Annotated in this window: 16 protein-coding genes, 1 tRNA gene and 1 riboswitch; of the genes, 14 read left to right on the top strand and 3 right to left on the bottom strand. The window is 42.0% G+C overall.

The annotated features are described in order from the left end of the window. The first annotated feature begins 1 nt into the window (after position 1). The 5 genes from HMPREF8571_RS11185 (at position 2) to HMPREF8571_RS10385 (ending at position 4,057) form a co-directional block, all read left to right on the top strand. Positions 2 to 232 carry a DUF1146 family protein gene (locus HMPREF8571_RS11185; RefSeq protein ID WP_004240503.1) on the top strand — a complete coding sequence of 77 codons (231 nt, stop codon included), beginning with the start codon at positions 2 to 4 and terminating at the stop codon, positions 230 to 232. A 23-nt stretch (positions 233 to 255) separates the two neighbouring features. Beyond that, positions 256 to 1,539 (top strand): UDP-N-acetylglucosamine 1-carboxyvinyltransferase, encoded by a 1,284-nt coding sequence (gene murA / locus HMPREF8571_RS10400; protein ID WP_000411913.1) that lies wholly within the window; start codon positions 256 to 258, stop codon positions 1,537 to 1,539. Next, on the top strand, positions 1,526 to 1,720 hold the full coding sequence (locus HMPREF8571_RS10395) for a DNA-directed RNA polymerase subunit beta (RefSeq protein ID WP_000739700.1): 195 nt from the start codon (positions 1,526 to 1,528) through the stop codon (positions 1,718 to 1,720). Before murA ends, HMPREF8571_RS10395 begins: the two co-directional genes overlap by 14 nt. Before the next feature lie 40 nt (positions 1,721 to 1,760). Then, entirely contained in the window at positions 1,761 to 2,585 is an 825-nt protein-coding gene (locus tag HMPREF8571_RS10390; RefSeq protein WP_000359001.1) for a DNA/RNA non-specific endonuclease, read from the top strand. A 140-nt stretch (positions 2,586 to 2,725) separates the two neighbouring features. Next, entirely contained in the window at positions 2,726 to 4,057 is a 1,332-nt protein-coding gene (locus HMPREF8571_RS10385) for a hemolysin family protein (protein ID WP_000390004.1), read from the top strand. An 80-nt stretch (positions 4,058 to 4,137) separates the two neighbouring features. Here HMPREF8571_RS10385 and HMPREF8571_RS10380 read toward each other — a convergent pair. Further along, positions 4,138 to 4,208 (bottom strand) — tRNA-Cys (locus HMPREF8571_RS10380). 311 nt (positions 4,209 to 4,519) lie between these two features. Here HMPREF8571_RS10380 and HMPREF8571_RS10375 point away from each other — a divergent pair. From HMPREF8571_RS10375 to HMPREF8571_RS10355, 5 genes are all read left to right on the top strand, one after another. Continuing rightward, positions 4,520 to 6,499 (top strand): peptide ABC transporter substrate-binding protein, encoded by a 1,980-nt coding sequence (locus tag HMPREF8571_RS10375; protein WP_000749705.1) that lies wholly within the window; start codon positions 4,520 to 4,522, stop codon positions 6,497 to 6,499. Between the two features lie 66 nt (positions 6,500 to 6,565). Further along, positions 6,566 to 8,062 (top strand): ABC transporter permease, encoded by a 1,497-nt coding sequence (locus HMPREF8571_RS10370; RefSeq protein ID WP_000759891.1) that lies wholly within the window; start codon positions 6,566 to 6,568, stop codon positions 8,060 to 8,062. After that, positions 8,062 to 8,988 (top strand): oligopeptide ABC transporter permease OppC, encoded by a 927-nt coding sequence (oppC, locus tag HMPREF8571_RS10365; RefSeq protein ID WP_000103692.1) that lies wholly within the window; start codon positions 8,062 to 8,064, stop codon positions 8,986 to 8,988. Before HMPREF8571_RS10370 ends, oppC begins: the two co-directional genes overlap by 1 nt. Before the next feature lie 8 nt (positions 8,989 to 8,996). Then, positions 8,997 to 10,064, top strand: coding sequence for an ABC transporter ATP-binding protein (locus tag HMPREF8571_RS10360; RefSeq protein WP_000159800.1), 1,068 nt, complete (start codon positions 8,997 to 8,999; stop codon positions 10,062 to 10,064). A gap of 10 nt (positions 10,065 to 10,074) precedes the next feature. Continuing rightward, positions 10,075 to 11,004, top strand: coding sequence for an ATP-binding cassette domain-containing protein (locus HMPREF8571_RS10355; protein WP_001291306.1), 930 nt, complete (start codon positions 10,075 to 10,077; stop codon positions 11,002 to 11,004). 88 nt (positions 11,005 to 11,092) lie between these two features. On the opposite strand, the gene HMPREF8571_RS10350 is transcribed toward HMPREF8571_RS10355, so the two are convergent. Next, positions 11,093 to 12,532 (bottom strand): TrkH family potassium uptake protein, encoded by a 1,440-nt coding sequence (locus tag HMPREF8571_RS10350; protein WP_001043440.1) that lies wholly within the window; start codon positions 12,530 to 12,532, stop codon positions 11,093 to 11,095. Between the two features lie 3 nt (positions 12,533 to 12,535). Beyond that, positions 12,536 to 13,882, bottom strand: a complete 1,347-nt coding sequence (gene trkA / locus HMPREF8571_RS10345; RefSeq protein ID WP_000706819.1) for a Trk system potassium transporter TrkA — start codon at positions 13,880 to 13,882, stop codon at positions 12,536 to 12,538. Between the two features lie 400 nt (positions 13,883 to 14,282). Between trkA and HMPREF8571_RS10340 the strand changes: the two genes are divergently transcribed. The 4 genes from HMPREF8571_RS10340 to pheS all read left to right on the top strand — a co-directional run bounded on the left by HMPREF8571_RS10340 (position 14,283) and on the right by pheS (position 17,721). Further along, positions 14,283 to 14,786 (top strand): tRNA (cytidine(34)-2'-O)-methyltransferase, encoded by a 504-nt coding sequence (locus tag HMPREF8571_RS10340; protein WP_000181357.1) that lies wholly within the window; start codon positions 14,283 to 14,285, stop codon positions 14,784 to 14,786. 40 nt (positions 14,787 to 14,826) lie between these two features. Then, positions 14,827 to 15,044, top strand: a riboswitch (FMN riboswitch). Positions 15,045 to 15,197: 153 nt separating this feature from the next. Next, positions 15,198 to 15,761: an ECF transporter S component gene (locus HMPREF8571_RS10335; protein WP_000185843.1), complete on the top strand. Its 564-nt coding sequence runs from the start codon at positions 15,198 to 15,200 to the stop codon at positions 15,759 to 15,761. Then, positions 15,751 to 16,401: a phosphatase PAP2 family protein gene (locus tag HMPREF8571_RS10330; protein WP_004240497.1), complete on the top strand. Its 651-nt coding sequence runs from the start codon at positions 15,751 to 15,753 to the stop codon at positions 16,399 to 16,401. Before HMPREF8571_RS10335 ends, HMPREF8571_RS10330 begins: the two co-directional genes overlap by 11 nt. A 273-nt stretch (positions 16,402 to 16,674) precedes the next feature. Further along, entirely contained in the window at positions 16,675 to 17,721 is a 1,047-nt protein-coding gene (gene pheS / locus HMPREF8571_RS10325; protein WP_000103740.1) for a phenylalanine--tRNA ligase subunit alpha, read from the top strand. Positions 17,722 to 17,846: the final 125 nt, after the last annotated feature.

Here is a 17,846-nt window from a genome sequence, read left to right as displayed (position 1 = left end):
AATGGTTCAATTATTATTCACTCTAAGTAGTCATATACTCTTTATATATTTGAGTTTTTACCTTTTAAAGGATCTTGTGAGATGGGAAAAGGTTTTAAAAGTAACTGCTATTAACACAAAAAAAGTTCGTTTGTTGGTAGGCTTCTTTAGTATTGTAATGGGCTACATCTTGAGTTCATTCTTTATCAGTTTGTACCAACTGTGGCAAGAAGCACTTAGAGGACTATTATAAAATCAAAAGTAAAGGAAGCAACTATGGAAAAAATTGTGGTTCAAGGCGGTGATAATCGTCTGGTCGGGAGTGTGACCATCGAGGGGGCAAAGAATGCCGTCTTGCCCTTGTTGGCAGCGACTATTCTAGCAAGCAAGGGTAAGACAGTCTTGCAGAACGTCCCGATCTTGTCAGATGTTTTCACCATGAATCAAGTAGTTCGTGGTCTGAATGCCAAGGTTGACTTTGATGAGGAAGCTCATCTTGTCGAAGTCGATGCTACTGGTGACATCACGGAGGAAGCTCCTTACAAGTATGTCAGCAAAATGCGTGCATCGATCGTTGTCTTGGGCCCAATCCTTGCTCGTGTAGGTCATGCCAAGGTATCCATGCCAGGTGGTTGCACCATTGGGAGTCGTCCGATCGATCTCCACCTCAAGGGCTTGGAAGCTATGGGAGCTAAGATTAGCCAGACAGCTGGTTACATCGAAGCCAAGGCAGAACGCTTGCATGGTGCTCATATCTATATGGACTTCCCTAGTGTTGGCGCGACACAAAACCTGATGATGGCAGCGACGTTAGCTGACGGTGTGACTGTCATTGAAAATGCTGCGCGTGAGCCGGAAATTGTTGACCTTGCTATCCTTCTTAATGAAATGGGAGCCAAGGTCAAGGGAGCTGGTACTGAAACAATCACAGTGACTGGTGTCGAGGAACTCCATGGAACAACTCATAATGTGGTACAGGACCGTATCGAAGCTGGAACCTTTATGGTGGCGGCAGCCATGACTGGCGGTGATATCCTGATTCGAGATGCAGTCTGGGAGCATAATCGCCCCTTGATTGCCAAACTCCTTGAAATGGGAGTTGAGGTAACGGAGGAGTCAGAAGGCATTCGTGTCCGTTCTCAACTGGAAAATCTTAAAGCTGTTCATGTAAAAACCTTGCCACATCCAGGATTTCCAACAGATATGCAGGCTCAATTTACAGCCTTAATGACTGTCGCAAAAGGGGAATCCACCATGGTGGAAACGGTGTTTGAGAATCGCTTCCAACACTTAGAGGAAATGCGTCGGATGGGCTTGCGTTCGGAGATTATCCGTGATACAGCCCGTATCGTAGGAGGACAAGTCTTGCAGGGAGCAGAAGTTCTATCAACAGACCTTCGTGCCAGTGCGGCCTTGATTCTGACAGGTTTGGTAGCGCAAGGGGAGACAGTTGTTGGTAAATTAGTCCACCTTGACAGAGGTTACTACCGTTTCCATGAGAAGTTAGCTCAGCTAGGAGCGAAGATTCAGCGGATTGAGGCAAATGATGAAGAAGAATAAAAATATACGTTATGTACTCCGTCGCTTACTGTTGATTTTTATCGTACTCTTGCTGGGATTCCTTGCCTTAGGAATCGGCTTGATGATTGGCTACGGGATTCTAGGAAAGGGACAGGATCCATGGGCGATTTTATCTCCAGCGAAATGGCAAGAATTGATTAGTAAATTTACAGGAAATTAGGCTGGGAGACCAGTCTTTTTCTAGAGATATAAGGAGAGATATGGACAAGAAAACAAGACAGGCTCTGATAGGGCTACTCATATTCTTACTATTATCTGCTGGTAGTTATTACATCAAGCAGATGCAGTCAGCGCCAAATACCCCTAAAACTAAGGTTAGCCAGAAAAGACAAGCTTCAGAAGCTCCTAGTCAGGAGTTGGCAGAAAGTGTCTTAACCGAGTCGATCAAGAACCAAATAAAAGGTGGTCTAGAATGGAATGGGGCAGGTGCCTTTGCCGTAAATGGCAATAAAACCAATCTAGATGCCAAAGTTTCTAGCAAACCCTACGCGGATAATAAAACAAAACCAGTCGGGAAAGAGACAGTCCCAACGGTTGCCAATGCTCTCTTATCCAAAGCGACTCGGCAATATAAGAATCGTGAAGAGACTGGAAATGGGTCCACCTCCTGGACGCCACCAGGATGGCATCAGATCAAGAATCTAAAGGGGGCCTATACACATGCAGTTGATAGAGGACACCTGCTGGGTTATGCCTTGATAGGTGGATTAGATGGCTTTGATGCTTCTACCAGCAATCCCAAGAACATTGCAGTTCAGACGGCTTGGGCCAACCAGGCTCAGGCTGAAGATTCGACAGGGCAGAACTACTATGAGAGTCTGGTTAGGAAAGCCTTAGACCAGAATAAGAGAGTCCGTTATCGGGTAACTCTCCACTATGCTACGAATGAGGATTTGGTTCCATCTGCTTCACAAATTGAAGCCAAGTCTTCGGATGGCGAATTGGAGTTCAACGTCCTGATTCCAAATGTTCAAAAGGGTATCCAGCTTGATTACCGAACAGGTCAGGTCACGGTGACAAACTAGAGCCAATCTATTAAAGGAATAAAAATTGCTCCCTTGTCCGTCATTGATAAGGGAGCAATTGTATAAATTAGAAAATAATGTGATTCCTAGGCCGATTTATGGTATAATGGAACACAAGATACTATTTTAGGAGAAAGACCATGGAAGACCCGAGCAGTCAGGATTTGTTACTGCAATTTGTACTTTTAGTTGTATTGACCTTTTTAAATGCCTTTTTCTCAGCTACAGAAATGGCTATGGTGTCACTAAATCGTGCCCGAGTAGAGCAAAAAGCAGAAGAAGGCGATAAACGCTATATCCGTTTGCTAAAGGTGCTTGAAAACCCTAATCACTTTTTATCAACCATTCAAGTCGGTATTACCTTGATCACAATCTTGTCAGGGGCAAAATTGGCAGATACACTTGGACAAGTAATTGCCTCTTGGATGGGGAATGGAGAAACGGCTTATGCCATTGCAAGTTTCCTCTCTTTGGCATTCTTGACCTACATCTCTATTGTTTTTGGTGAACTCTATCCTAAACGGATTGCCCTCAATCTCAAAGATGCCTTAGCCATCCGCTCTGTTCCGATTATTATTGGACTTGGGAAGATTGTCAGTCCCTTTGTCTGGTTGTTATCTGCTTCAACCAATCTCTTGAGTCGTTTAACACCAATGACCTTTGATGACGCGGATGAAAAAATGACTCGAGATGAAATTGAGTACATGTTGACCAAGAGTGAAGAAACCTTGGATGCAGACGAAATCGAGATGTTACAAGGGATTTTCTCTCTAGATGAACTGATGGCAAGAGAAGTCATGGTTCCTCGGACAGATGCCTTTATGGTGGATATTCAGGATGATAGTCAAACCATTATCCAAAGTATTTTAAAACAGAACTTTTCCCGTATCCCAGTTTATGATGGGGATAAGGACAATGTGATTGGGATTATTCACACCAAGAGTCTTCTTAATGCGGCCTTTGTGGATGGTTTTGACAATATTGTCTGGAAGAGGATCTTACAAGATCCACTCTTTGTCCCTGAAACTATTTTTGTGGATGACTTGCTAAAAGAATTGCGAAATACTCAGAGACAGATGGCCATTTTGCTCGATGAATATGGTGGTATGGCTGGTCTGGTCACACTGGAGGACCTGCTGGAGGAGATTGTCGGAGAAATCGACGACGAGACAGACCGAGCAGAAATTGAAGTCCATCAAATCGGTGAGGACACCTATATTGCACAGGGAACCATGAATCTTAACGACTTCAATAACTACTTTGGTGTCGAACTAGAAAGCGATGATGTGGATACCATCGCCGGTTATTATTTGACGGGTGTTGGAACGATTCCAACCACTGAGAAAATCAGTTACCAACTGGTCAGTCAAAACAAGCAAGTCGTCCTGACCAACGACAAGGTGAAAAACGGACGTGTTACCAAGGTAAAAGTTCAAATCACTGAAATAGAAAATGAAGAAGAAACAGAATAAAGGAGCTTGAGCCACCATCAGGTGCTCAAGCTCCCATTTATAAGAAAAAAGACTCACGAGGAGTCTTTTGGTTTACTATAAGGCGGTAGACGGATTTGAACCGACGATCAAGCTTTTGCAGAGCCGTGCCTTACCACTTGGCTATACCGCCTCAACGTTTATTATTATACCTTGAAAATGATTCTACGTCAATAGTTTCTTAAACGAAAATCCAAATTAGGAAACTTTCCCTTTATTTTGGCAGGCTTAAAAACCGAGAGAGGAAGTCTGGAAATCAGTCTTCACAGGCTGTAAACTTGCCATCTAATCACCTAGATAGCAAACAAAGAATAGAAAAATTTGACAAATGAAAGTTTTTTGAGGGTATACGCCTAAATATTCTGAAAATTCGTTTACTTTTTAGATAATATGTGATATAATCGAAAACAAGACTAAAATTTTTTTTAAAGAGGGGATACATACATGAAAAAAAGTAGAGTATTTGTCGCAGCAGGGATTGCCCTATTAGCAACTGGTGTTTTAGCTGCTTGTGGTTCTTCAAAATCATCTGATTCTACAGCGCCAAAAAATTATGGTTATGTTTATACAGCTGATCCAGAAACGTTGGATTACCTCATTTCAGGGAAACAAAGTACTAAGGTCGCCACTTCAAATGGTATCGATGGTCTCTTTACAAATGATAAATATGGAAACCTAGTTCCTGCAGTTGCAGAAGACTGGTCAGTTTCAAAAGACGGTTTGACTTACACCTACAAGATTCGTAAAGGTGTCAAATGGATGACATCTGATGGCGAAGAGTATGCTGAAGTAACAGCCAAAGACTTTGTAAATGGTTTGAAACACGCAGCTGACAATAAATCAGCAGCTAAGTATCTAGCAGAAGATTCAGTTAAAGGTCTAGCTGACTATATAGCTGGAAACAATAAAGATTTTGCTTCAGTCGGTGTAAAAGCAGTTGATGATTATACCCTTGAATACACTTTGAACAAACCAGAACCATACTGGAACTCTAAGCTAGCCTACTCAATCTTCTGGCCATTAAACGAAGAATTTGAAAAATCAAAAGGATCTGATTTTGGTAAAGCAACTGACCCTACATCATTGCTTTACAATGGACCATTCTTGCTGAGAGGTTTGACTGCTAAGTCATCTATCGAATTTGTGAAGAATGAAAACTATTGGGACAAAGACAATGTTCATCTTGATAAAGTAACACTTGCTTACTATGATGGTTCTGATCAAGAATCAATTGAACGTAACTTTACAAGTGGGGCTTATAGCTATGCCCGTCTCTTCCCAACAAGTTCAAACTACTCTAAGGTAGAAGAAACATACAAAGACAATATCTACTACACTCCATCAGGTCCAGGTATTGGTGGTTTGGGTGTAAATATTGACCGTCAAGGTTACAAATACACTTCTAAGACAACTGATGAAGAGAAGACTTCTACTAAGAAAGCCCTTCTTAACAAGGACTTCCGTCAGGCTTTGAACTTTGCCTTTGACCGTACTTCTTACTCAGCACAAATTAACGGTAAGGAAGGTGCTCCTCTTGCAGTTCGTAACCTCTTTGTGAAACCAGACTTTGTCTCTGCAGGCGAAAAAACTTTCGGTGACTTTGTAACTGAAAAGATGGCTGCTTATGGTGATGAGTGGAAGAACGTAAACTTTGCGGATGGTCAAGATGGACTTTTCAACGCAAATAAAGCCAAAGCTGAATTTGCCAAAGCTAAAACAGCATTGGAAGCAGAAGGTGTGAAATTCCCTATCCACTTGGATATCCCAGTAGACCAAACATCTAAAAACTATATTGCACGTATTCAATCCTTCAAACAATCCGTTGAGACAGTACTTGGAGAAGAAAACGTAGTCATCGATATCCAACAAATCACTACAGATGAACTACATAATATTACATACTATGCAGCTAGCGCAGCAGCAGAAGATTGGGACCTTTCAGGAGCAGTTGGATGGAACCCAGACTATGAAGATCCATCAACTTACCTTGATATCTTGAAAACAACGAATGCTGAACAAACAAAAACATACATGGGTTATGAAGGTGCAGATAATGCTGCAGCGGCTCAAGTTGGTTTGAAAGAATACGATAAGTTAGTTGATGAAGCTGCAAAAGAAACCAACGACTTGAATGTTCGTTATGAAAAATATGCGGCTGCTCAAGCTTGGTTGACAGACAGCTCCCTCATCTTGCCAGCTATGTCATCAAGTGGTGCTGCACCAATCATTTCTCGTGTTGTACCATTCACAGCATCATACAGCCAATCTGGAGATAAGGGCTCAGACGTATACTTCAAGTATATTCAGTTACAAGACAAGGTTGTAACAAAAGCTGACTATGAACAAGCTCGTGAAAAATGGCTCAAAGAGAAAAAAGAATCAAACGAAAAAGTTCAAAAAGAATTGGCTAATCACGTTAAATAAATAACTCTCAAGAGAACTTTCTCTCCATGAGGAGAAGGTTCTTTTGGGATTTTAAAAGGAAACGATATGAAGAAATATATTTTTATGCGTGTATTGCGTTCATTGTTGTCTATTTTCTTGGTGACAACTTTGACCTACACAATTATCTATACGATGGTTCCTCGAAAATTGATTTTCAAGCAGGATACCAACTATAACAAGATTGCAACGACGCCGGACAAGCGGGATAATTATGAAAATACCGTTTATGAACGGATGGGCTATATCGAGTACTACGATACCAAGGAGTTGCAAGAAAGAGCGAGCACAATGGACTCATCTGTAACAGTGGATGCCAATGATACCAATAAGGCAATCTACGAAAAATACATCAACCAACTAGGAAATGGTTGGACGCTCGGTGTGTTCTCAGAAAGTGGTCAATTCTATGCAACGCGTGAAATTCCGATTTTTGAACGTGTTTTCAAATTCTATGCGAACTTGATTGATATTGATCATCCAAACAAGATTCAAGACCCTGAAAATCCAAACTTGCAACGTTATCTTCGTTTTGAAAATGACCCTGCTATCGGTTGGTCATTGGTTGGTTCAGGTACAAAACATAAATACCTTTTGTATTTCAACAATCAATTCCCATTTGTACACCAAAACTTTGTGAACATTAACTTGGGAGATTCTTACCCAACTTATGCAAATACACCAGTGCTTCAGGTTATCACACAAGGTCAGGGACAAACTAAGACATCAGAAGTTCAATTCCCTACAGGTAAAAAGACTTCATCTGTAGATATTTACTCTCGTACTTACAAATCTCCAAGTCAAGCAGATGCGCGTGAAGTAGCCAACTATGGTAAAGACGATCCATATACAGCTACAGAAAGCAATTATCAATATCCATCAATGATTGCAAGCTCGGCTGTTGCTGGTTTGATCGGTTTGATTATTTCGTATGCGATTGCTATTCCACTTGGATCTGCTATGGCTCGCCACAAGAATACTTGGATTGATAGCTTCTCGACAGGTGCTCTAACCTTCTTGCTTGCCCTTCCAACGATTGCCTTGGTTTACATCGTGCGTTTGATTGGATCATCAATTGGTCTGCCTGACTCATTCCCTATCTTGGGGGCTGGAGATTGGCGTTCTTATGTCTTGCCAGCAGTTATTCTAGGTTTGTTGGGTGCGCCAAGTACAGCTATCTGGATTCGTCGTTACATGATCGACTTGCAATCTCAGGACTTCGTTCGTTTTGCTCGTGCTAAAGGTTTGTCTGAAAAAGAAATTTCAAACAAACATATCTTTAAAAATGCCATGGTTCCACTGGTTTCAGGTATTCCTGGTGCCGTTATCGGGGTTATCGGTGGTGCAACATTGACAGAAACGGTCTTCGCTTTCCCAGGTATGGGTAAAATGTTGATTGACTCTGTTAAGGCATCAAACAACTCAATGGTAGTTGGTCTCGTCTTTATCTTTACATGTATTTCTATCTTCTCACTCTTTGTAGGAGATATCTGGATGACCATGCTTGACCCACGTATTAAATTGACAGAGAAAGGAGGCAAATAATGTCAACAATCGATAAAGAAAAATTTCAGTTCGTAAAACGTGACGATTTTGCCTCTGAAACAATTGATGCTCCTGCCTATTCATACTGGGGTTCTGTATTTAGACAATTTCTAAAGAAAAAATCAACTGTCTTTATGCTAGGAATTTTGGTTGCCATTATCTTGATGAGCTTTATTTACCCAATGTTCTCAGATTTTGACTTCAACGATGTAAGTAAGGTCAATGATTTCTCTGCTCGTTTTATCAAGCCCAATGCTGAACATTGGTTTGGTACAGATAGCAATGGTAAATCCTTGTTTGACGGGGTTTGGTTTGGTGCGCGTAACTCTATCCTCATCTCTGTAATTGCCACTTTTATCAACCTTGTAATTGGGGTTATTGTTGGTGGAATCTGGGGAATTTCAAAATCTGTTGACCGCGTCATGATGGAAGTTTATAACATTATTTCAAACATTCCATCTCTCTTGATTGTTATCGTCTTGACTTACTCAATTGGTGCTGGTTTCTGGAATCTGATTTTTGCCATGAGTGTGACAACTTGGATTGGGATTGCTTATATGATTCGTATCCAAATCATGCGTTACCGTGACTTGGAATACAACCTTGCTTCTCAAACACTTGGAACACCAACCTTTAAAATCATTGTTAAAAACATCATGCCGCAATTGGTATCTGTTATTGTTTCTACAATGACCTTGATGTTGCCAAGCTTTATCTCTTATGAAGCCTTCCTTTCCTTCTTTGGATTGGGATTGCCTGTAACAGTGCCAAGTTTGGGACGTTTGATCTCAGATTACTCACAAAACGTTACGACCAACGCTTACTTGTTCTGGATTCCATTGACTACCTTGATTTTGGTATCTCTATCTCTTTTCGTTGTTGGTCAAAACCTAGCGGATGCTAGTGATCCACGTACACATAGATAGGAGTAGACATGACAAAAGAAAGTAATGTAATTTTGACTGCTCGCGATATTGTCGTGGAATTTGACGTTCGTGACAAAGTTCTGACGGCTATCCGAGGAGTTTCTCTGGACCTGATTGAAGGAGAAGTTCTTGCCTTGGTAGGTGAGTCCGGTTCTGGTAAATCTGTTTTAACAAAAACCTTTACAGGGATGTTAGAGGACAATGGACGTATTGCCCAAGGAAGTATTGACTATCGTGGACAAGACTTGACAGCTCTTACTTCTAACAAGGAATGGGAGAAGATTCGTGGTGCTAAAATTGCGACCATCTTCCAAGACCCTATGACAAGTTTGGACCCAATCAACACAATCGGTAGCCAAATCACTGAGGTTATCGTTAAACACCAAGGAAAAACAGCCAAGGAAGCCAAAGAGATGGCAATCGACTATATGAACAAGGTCGGAATTCCAGACGCTGAAAAACGTTTTGACGAGTATCCTTTCCAATATTCTGGAGGGATGCGTCAACGTATCGTTATCGCGATTGCTCTTGCCTGTCGTCCAGATATCTTAATCTGTGACGAACCGACAACGGCCCTTGATGTAACCATTCAAGCCCAAATCATTGATTTGCTTAAAACTTTACAAAATGAGTACCACTTTACCATTATCTTTATCACCCATGACCTTGGTGTGGTAGCAAGTATTGCGGATAAGGTAGCAGTTATGTATGCTGGGGAAATTGTAGAATACGGAACTGTTGAGGAAGTTTTCTACGACCCACGTCATCCATATACTTGGAGTCTCTTGTCTAGCTTGCCTCAGCTTGCTGATGATAAAGGGGAATTGTACTCTATCCCTGGAACACCACCGTCTCTTTATACTGAGTTGAAAGGTGATGCCTTTGCCCTTCGTTCAGATTATGCGATGCAAATTGACTTTGAACAAAAAGCACCTCAGTTTTCAGTTAGTGATACCCACTGGGCTAAGACTTGGTTGCTTCATGTGAATGCTCCTAAAGTTGAAAAACCTGGGGTCATCGCAGATTTGCATGACAAGATTCGTGATAAAATGGGCTTTGCTCATCTAGAAAACTAGGAGGAAGGAAATGTCTGAAAAATTAGTAGAAATTAAAGATTTAGAAATTTCCTTCGGTGAAGGAAGTAAGAAGTTTGTCGCGGTTAAAAACGCCAACTTCTTTATCAACAAGGGAGAAACTTTCTCTCTTGTAGGTGAATCTGGTAGTGGGAAAACAACGATTGGTCGTGCTATTATTGGTCTAAATAATACCAGTAAAGGTGAGATCATCTTTGATGGTCATAAAATCAATGGGAAAAAATCTCATAAGGAATCCTCAGACTTGATCCGTCGTATCCAGATGATTTTCCAGGACCCTGCAGCCAGCTTGAATGAGCGTGCGACGGTTGACTATATCATCTCTGAAGGTCTTTACAACTATCACTTGTTTAAAGATGAAGAAGACCGAAAAGAAAAAGTTCAAAAGATGATTCATGAAGTTGGACTTTTGAAAGAACACTTGACCCGTTACCCACACGAGTTTTCTGGTGGGCAACGTCAGCGTATCGGGATTGCCCGTGCCCTTGTGATGGAACCTGATTTTGTTATTGCGGATGAGCCAATTTCAGCCTTGGACGTATCAGTGCGTGCGCAAGTCCTGAACTTGCTCAAGAAGTTCCAAAAAGAGTTGGGCTTGACCTATCTCTTTATCGCCCATGACTTGTCAGTTGTTCGCTTTATCTCAGATCGTATCGCGGTTATCTATAAGGGAGTTATCGTCGAAGTGGCGGAGACAGAGGAGTTGTTTAACAATCCTGTCCACCCATATACTCAGGCGCTTCTATCTGCTGTACCGATTCCAGATCCAATCTTGGAACGCAAGAAAGTCTTGAAAGTTTACGATCCTGACCAACATGACTATGAGACAGACAAGCCATCTATGGTGGAAATTCGTCCAGGTCACTATGTTTGGGCCAATCAAGCAGAACTTGCTCGTTACAAGGAAGCTCTTAAAAAATAATTAGATTCGGAGAGGACCAAAAGGTCTTCTCATTTTTAATAGAAAAAATCCCCTTTTACTTGCTTGTAAAAGGGGGTTTGTATTGTAATTAACGTTTAGACCAGGTACGTTTCATAAAGAGTAGCAAAATTGGGTAAATCTCTAAGCGACCTGCAATCATTGCAAAAGAGAGTAGGATTTTAGAGATGGGACTAAAGATGGCAAAGCTCGATGTTGTACCTAGAATTGGTCCGATATTGTTAAAACAGCTGAAGACCGCACTGGTCACGACTAGAAAATCATTGCTGTCTAGGCTGATGATAAAGATGAGTGACAATAAAATCATAGCATAGATCACAAAATATTTGAGAATCTTGTGTTGAGTATCCTTATCAATCACCGTTTTATTGACATGGAGAGTCAAGACACGGTGAGGGGATAAGATGGACAGAATCTGATTTTTAGCAATTTTTGTGAGGATCAGTCCACGGATAATTTTGAGACCACCTGCTGTTGACCCAGCTGAGCCACCGATTGCCATGAGGAAGAGGAGGATAAACTGGGAGAAAAGGGGCCAGTTGGTAATATCTCCGTAACCAAATCCAGTTGTCGTGATGATATTGGAAACTTGGAAGAGAGCCATCTCAAAACTCTTAGAGACACCTTGGTAAAGGTGGAGGGTGTTGAGGGTGATCAAACCGGTAGACACCAGAACAATAATGACATAAGCCCGCAGTTCCTCATCTCCAAAGAAGGCCTTGACCCGACGGAGCATGAGAAAGTAATAGAGGTTAAAATTGACACCGAAAACCAGAACGCCAAAACTGACAAGATAGGTAATTAGGGAACTACCGTAGTGGGCGATTCCATCATTGTAGACGGTGAATCCCCCCGTTCCTGCTGTTCCCATAGCGATGACAAAGCTATCAAACAAGGGCATACCTGCTAGATAGTAGATGACAACAAAGAGGGAGAAGAGTCCTAGGTAAAGGAGATAGAGGATCTGGGCAGTATTTTTCAGTTTGGATACAACCTTACCAAAGACAGGACCAGGGACCTCTGCTTTCATCACCTCTAAGTGACTATTCTTAGCATTGTCCATAATAGCAAGTGCGAAAACAAGCACTCCCATCCCTCCGATCAAGTGGGTGAAACTTCGCCAGAAGAGGAGGGAACGACTGAGAACGGAAACATCTGTTAGGATAGTAGCACCAGTCGTTGTAAAACCAGAGCTGATCTCGAAAAATGCATCGATGATGCTGGGAATTTGTCCTGAAAAGACAAAGGGTAAGCCACCAAAGAAAGACCAGAGTATCCAACAGAGAGCAACGATTAAGACACCCTCCTTGGCATAAATCCGTTGATTTTTTGGTTTTCGTAGGACTCCCACCCCACCGAGAAGAACTAAAATTCCAATCGTAGTAAAAAGAGCTGTAAATACTTGGCTGGACTCTCGGTAATAGGTCGCTACGCTGACAGGAACTAGTAGGAGAACAGCCTCGATCAAGAGAAGCTTGGAGAGGAGGTAACGAATCATACTTTTATTCATTTCTTACCTCTCAATCAAATCATAAATTTTGGTGATATTTGGTAGCAGGGTGGTTACCAGTAATTGGTCTCCGACCTCCAGAGTATCCTCTCCGGTCGGGAAGATTGTTTTTCCTTTTCGAATAATGGCTGCGATGAGAATACCCTTCTTCAATTTCAGATGAGAAAGAGGCTTGGCAGTCATTTTATTAGCTTCCTTGATATGGAATTGTAGGGTTTCAATCTGGCCGTTTGCAAGATGGTGCATGGCTTGAAGGTCTGAGTATTGAGCGTTAACCCGTCCTCGGATAAAGTGCATAATGGTATCCACTGCGATGATTTTTGGCGTGATGATACTTGAAAAATCAGGTGCATGGATAATTTCTAGGAGACTGGTCCGGTTGACCTTGGTGATGTTTTTCTGGACGCCAACACGGTCAAGGAACATGGAGGTGATGATGTTTTCTTCGTCCACCCCAGTTAAGGTTGCGACCGCATCGTAGTGAGGAGCACTTTCTTCTAGTAAGATATCTTTGGCTGTCCCATCTCCCTGAACGATATAGAGATTTGGGAATTTTTCACTAAAGAAACGGGCTCTTTCAGGATTGATTTCGATAACCTTGGTGTCAATTCGGCTGTCTTTCAAGATGCCGACGAGATAGTAGGCAATTTTTCCTGCTCCGATAATCAGAAAGCTCTTAACAGTCCGAGCTTTAAAATGATTGTGCAGGCGCATCATATCGACCCGATTTCCTGTAACAAAGATGCGATCCTTATCTTGAAGGGTCATCTCACCACCTGGAATGATCAACTCATGGTTGCGCTCCAAAGCACACACAATCACATCAAATTTTTTCCGAAATTCTGAAATGGGCATCTGGCAAAGACCGCTAGCATCTTTGACAACAAACTCCATCAAGCTAACTCGACCTCCAGCGAAACGTTCGACCGAAAGGGCACTTGGGAAGTCAACAATATTCCCAATAGCACGAGCAGCCAGAAGCTCAGGATTGACAATGAGAGAAAATCCAAGAATATTTTTTTCCTTAAAATAGGAGTTGGAGTACTCTGGATTTCGAACCCGAACGATGGTTTCTTTAGCTCCCATTTTTTTGGCAAGAACTGCTGAAATCATGTTCACTTCATCGTGTTCGGTTAGTGCGATAAAGATATCACACTCTTGAACACCGGCTTGCTCTAAGATAGTAAAGTCGGCACCATTTCCAAGGAGGCCCATGATGTCAAAGCGACTGACAATATGGTTCAGTACAGCTTCATTTTGCTCGATGAGGACAACATCATGGTTTTCCGCAACTAGTGAACGACAGAGGGCAAAACCAACTTTCCCTCCACCAACAAGGACAATTTTCATATAAAAACCTACTTTTTCATGATGTAACTATCATACCCTTTTTTAGTAAAAAATGCACTTGTCAAGCCGATTTTTAAGGGAAGAAAGGCCTTTTTCAAGTTTCTGAAGATAAATCTGCTTATCTTCTATAAAAATGTCTCTTGGATGAAGCGATTTTATTCTCGTCATAAGGCTATTCTGAAAGTGAATGTCCGAGTATGAAAGTATCATTAAAAAAAGTAAAAAATTCAAGTCGTTTCTATTGACATTGGTTCTGAAAGTGTTATACTAAGAAAGTAGTTTCGCTGATTTACTTCAAACCTGTTGTGAGGTAAGTTAACGATGCCTTAACCACGCTGTTTGCTGAGCTTGACTCCGGGCAGTGTGGCTATTTTTTTGCAATGATAAAAGGAAACCCGTCATGACAAATCACATTGTATTATTTGAACCTCAGATTCCACAAAATACAGGTAACATTGCGCGTACTTGCGCTGCGACCAATTCTCCCCTCCACATCATCAAACCAATGGGTTTTCCCATTGATGATCGCAAGATGAAGCGAGCAGGTTTGGATTATTGGGATAAGTTAGAGATTCATTTTTATGATAACTTGGCAGACTTTCTGTCTCAGATGAAAGGACAAGTCTATCTGATTTCGAAATTTGCAGAAAAGGTCTATTCTGAGGCGAATTTAGCAAGTGGTGAAGATCAGTATTTTCTCTTTGGACGTGAAGATAAGGGGTTGCCAGAGGACTTTATGCGTGAACATCCAGAGAAAGCTCTCCGTATTCCTATGAACGATGAACATGTCCGCAGCCTCAATGTTTCCAATACGGTCTGCATGATTGTCTATGAGGCTCTTCGTCAGCAACATTTTGCTGGTTTAGAGCTCGTTCACACCTATGAAGCGGATAAATTGAAATAAACAAAATGCTTGCACTTGCAAGCGTTTTTTGTTATGATTAAAGGGTCTTCAGGGCAGGGTGAGATTCCCGACCGGCGGTGACTTTAACTAGCTATTTTGGCTTACTCTTCGTTGTCTTGTCTCGATATACTTAAGTATTATCTTCGACTGCGACGCCTAGGTAAATCTAAAATATCTTAGCCAAATAAGTCCGCGAGCGCAAGCTGATGTGGTGCGATTCCACAACCGACAGTATAGTCTGGATGGGAGAAGACGAAAGAATAGCTTTGTCTGTTCTGATGAGTTTATAGATAAATTGCAACCGCTTGCTCAAATGAGTGAGAGGGAACTTTGGGGATATAAAAAGTGAGAATAGATAGAGGGATCCTTTCCAACTTCTTCTGATTTTATAGAAAATTGGAGGAACCTGTTATGACAAACACACGTCGACTTTCGACCATTGCGATTTTATCAGCCATTTCATTTGTGCTGATGTACTTTGACTTTCCGCTCTTGCCAGCGGCGACCTTCCTCAAGATCGAGTTTAGTATCTTGCCAGTCCTTGTGGGCTTGGTGGTCATGGATTTGCCTGCTGCTCTCGGGATTCTCTTGCTGCGATCACTCTTGAAGTTGCTTCTCAATAGCCAGGGAGTGAATACCTACATTGGCTTGCCAATGAATATCGTGGCCTTGGGAGTTTTTGTTATCGCTTTTGGTTTGATTTGGAAAAAGGAACGCAGCACCCTTCGTTTTCTACTAGCATCTCTAGCGGGAACTATCGGCTTGACTGCGGCTATGTTGGTTCTCAACTATGTCTATGCTGTTCCTTTGTACGCGAAGTTTGCCAACTTTGATATTGGAAAAATTATGGGACTTTCCAACTACCTAATGACTATGGTATTACCTTTTAACTTGATTGAGGGTGTAATTTTTGCCGTTTCATTCTGGTTGTTATACGTCCTCTTGAAACCAACCTTAAAACATTATGAGAGATAAACAAACATTTTTAATGAAGGGCAGTTTTGCCCTTTTACTTTTCGTCCTTCTTGGCTATATGGTTAAGTTTTACCCCGAAATGCTGGTCGGTTTTGACCAACCGATTCAGACTGCCATTCGTGGGGACTTGCCAGATTATTTGACAGTTCTGTTCCGAGCCCTTACGCATTTGATTGATATCCCAGTGATTATCACCTGGGTTGCCATCGCAGCCTTTATCTTTTATCGTAAGCAGTGGAAGATAGAAAGCTACTTTATGGCGGGCAATCTGGCCTTAGCCGGTCTTTTAATCGTGACCTTTAAAAATATTTACCAGCGCCCACGACCAGCTATCTTACACCTAGTCGAGGAGAAGGGATTTTCTTTTCCAAGTGGCCATTCTTTGGCTGTAACTTTGATGGTAGGCACTTTGATTGTCATTCTCAGTCAACGGATTAAAGATCCGGTTTGGAGAAAAATTGTGCAAATCGTGCTAGGTCTCTACCTCGTCAGTGTGCTGGTATCGAGAGTCTATCTAGGAGTTCATTATCCATCAGACGTCCTTGCCAGTCTCTGTGTGGGTTTGGGAGTCCTGTTTATTGAATTTCCCTTCTATGACAAGCTCCGCTTCCAATGGCGATTTAAAGGCAAACAGAAGTGAGATAGGTCTTGCAAGAATGGTGAAAATCTGATAAACTAAGTAGTAATTGAATAGAAATCCGCAAGACTAGTACCTCAAGGGAAGTATATCAGGGAGGAGAGCCGTGACTGCAAGCTCTCTATATGAAAGCTGGGTGAATTCACTTGCGCATGGATTTAGAAATGAAGGTCTGACTTGTCAGATGAAAACGGATGGTACCGCGTGTCAACGCTCCGAGTGGAGTTTTTGACATGTGGTTTTCTTTTTATCTGATAAGCGACTGATGGAGGAATTATGTCAACTATTGAAGAACAATTAAAAGCGCTTCGCGAAGAAACGCTGGCTAGCTTGAAGCAGATTACTGCTGAAAATGAAAAAGAGATGCAAGACTTGCGTGTCTCTGTCCTAGGTAAAAAAGGTTCGCTTACCGAAATTCTTAAAGGGATGAAGGATGTCTCTGCTGAGATGCGTCCAATCATCGGGAAACACGTCAACGAGGCTCGTGATATTTTGACAGCTGCCTTTGAAGAAACGGCAAAGCTCTTGGAAGAAAAGAAAGTTGAAGCACAACTTGCTAGCGAGAGCATCGATGTGACCCTTCCGGGTCGACCTGTTGCGACTGGTCACCGTCACATTCTCACACAAACCAGTGAGGAAATCGAAGATATTTTCATCGGTATGGGTTACCAAGTCGTGGATGGCTTTGAAGTTGAAAAAGACTACTACAACTTTGAGCGCATGAACCTTCCAAAAGACCATCCAGCTCGCGATATGCAGGACACTTTCTATATCACTGAAGAAATCTTGCTCCGTACTCATACGTCTCCAGTTCAGGCGCGTGCCATGGATGCCCATGATTTTTCAAAAGGTCCTTTGAAGATGATCTCACCAGGACGTGTATTCCGTCGTGATACGGATGATGCAACCCACAGTCACCAGTTCCACCAAATCGAAGGCTTGGTTGTTGGGAAAAATATCTCTATGGCGGACCTTCAAGGAACACTTCAGTTGATTGTGCAAAAAATGTTTGGTGAAGAGCGTCAGATCCGTCTGCGTCCATCTTACTTCCCATTCACAGAGCCATCTGTTGAGGTGGATGTTTCCTGCTTCAAGTGTGGCGGAGAAGGCTGTAACGTATGTAAGAAAACAGGTTGGATTGAAATCATGGGTGCCGGTATGGTTCACCCACGTGTCCTTGAGATGAGTGGTATTGATGCAACGGTTTACTCTGGTTTTGCCTTTGGTCTTGGTCAAGAGCGTGTAGCCATGCTCCGTTACGGAATCAACGATATTCGTGGATTCTACCAAGGCGATGTCCGCTTCTCAGAACAGTTTAAATAAGATTGAAACCTGAAATACAATCCTAAACAGTCGTTCTCGTTTTAGCTTAGTCTAAAAATAGAAACGACTGACTCGAAGAAAAAGAAAGGAATTGAAAAGGTCTTGCATGCTGGGACCTTACAATC

The sequence above is a fragment of the Streptococcus mitis ATCC 6249 genome (assembly GCF_000146585.1).
Lineage (GTDB): Bacteria > Bacillota > Bacilli > Lactobacillales > Streptococcaceae > Streptococcus > Streptococcus mitis_AZ.
Note: the sequence above shows the minus strand (reverse complement) of the source record. Positions and strands in the feature narration are given on the sequence as shown.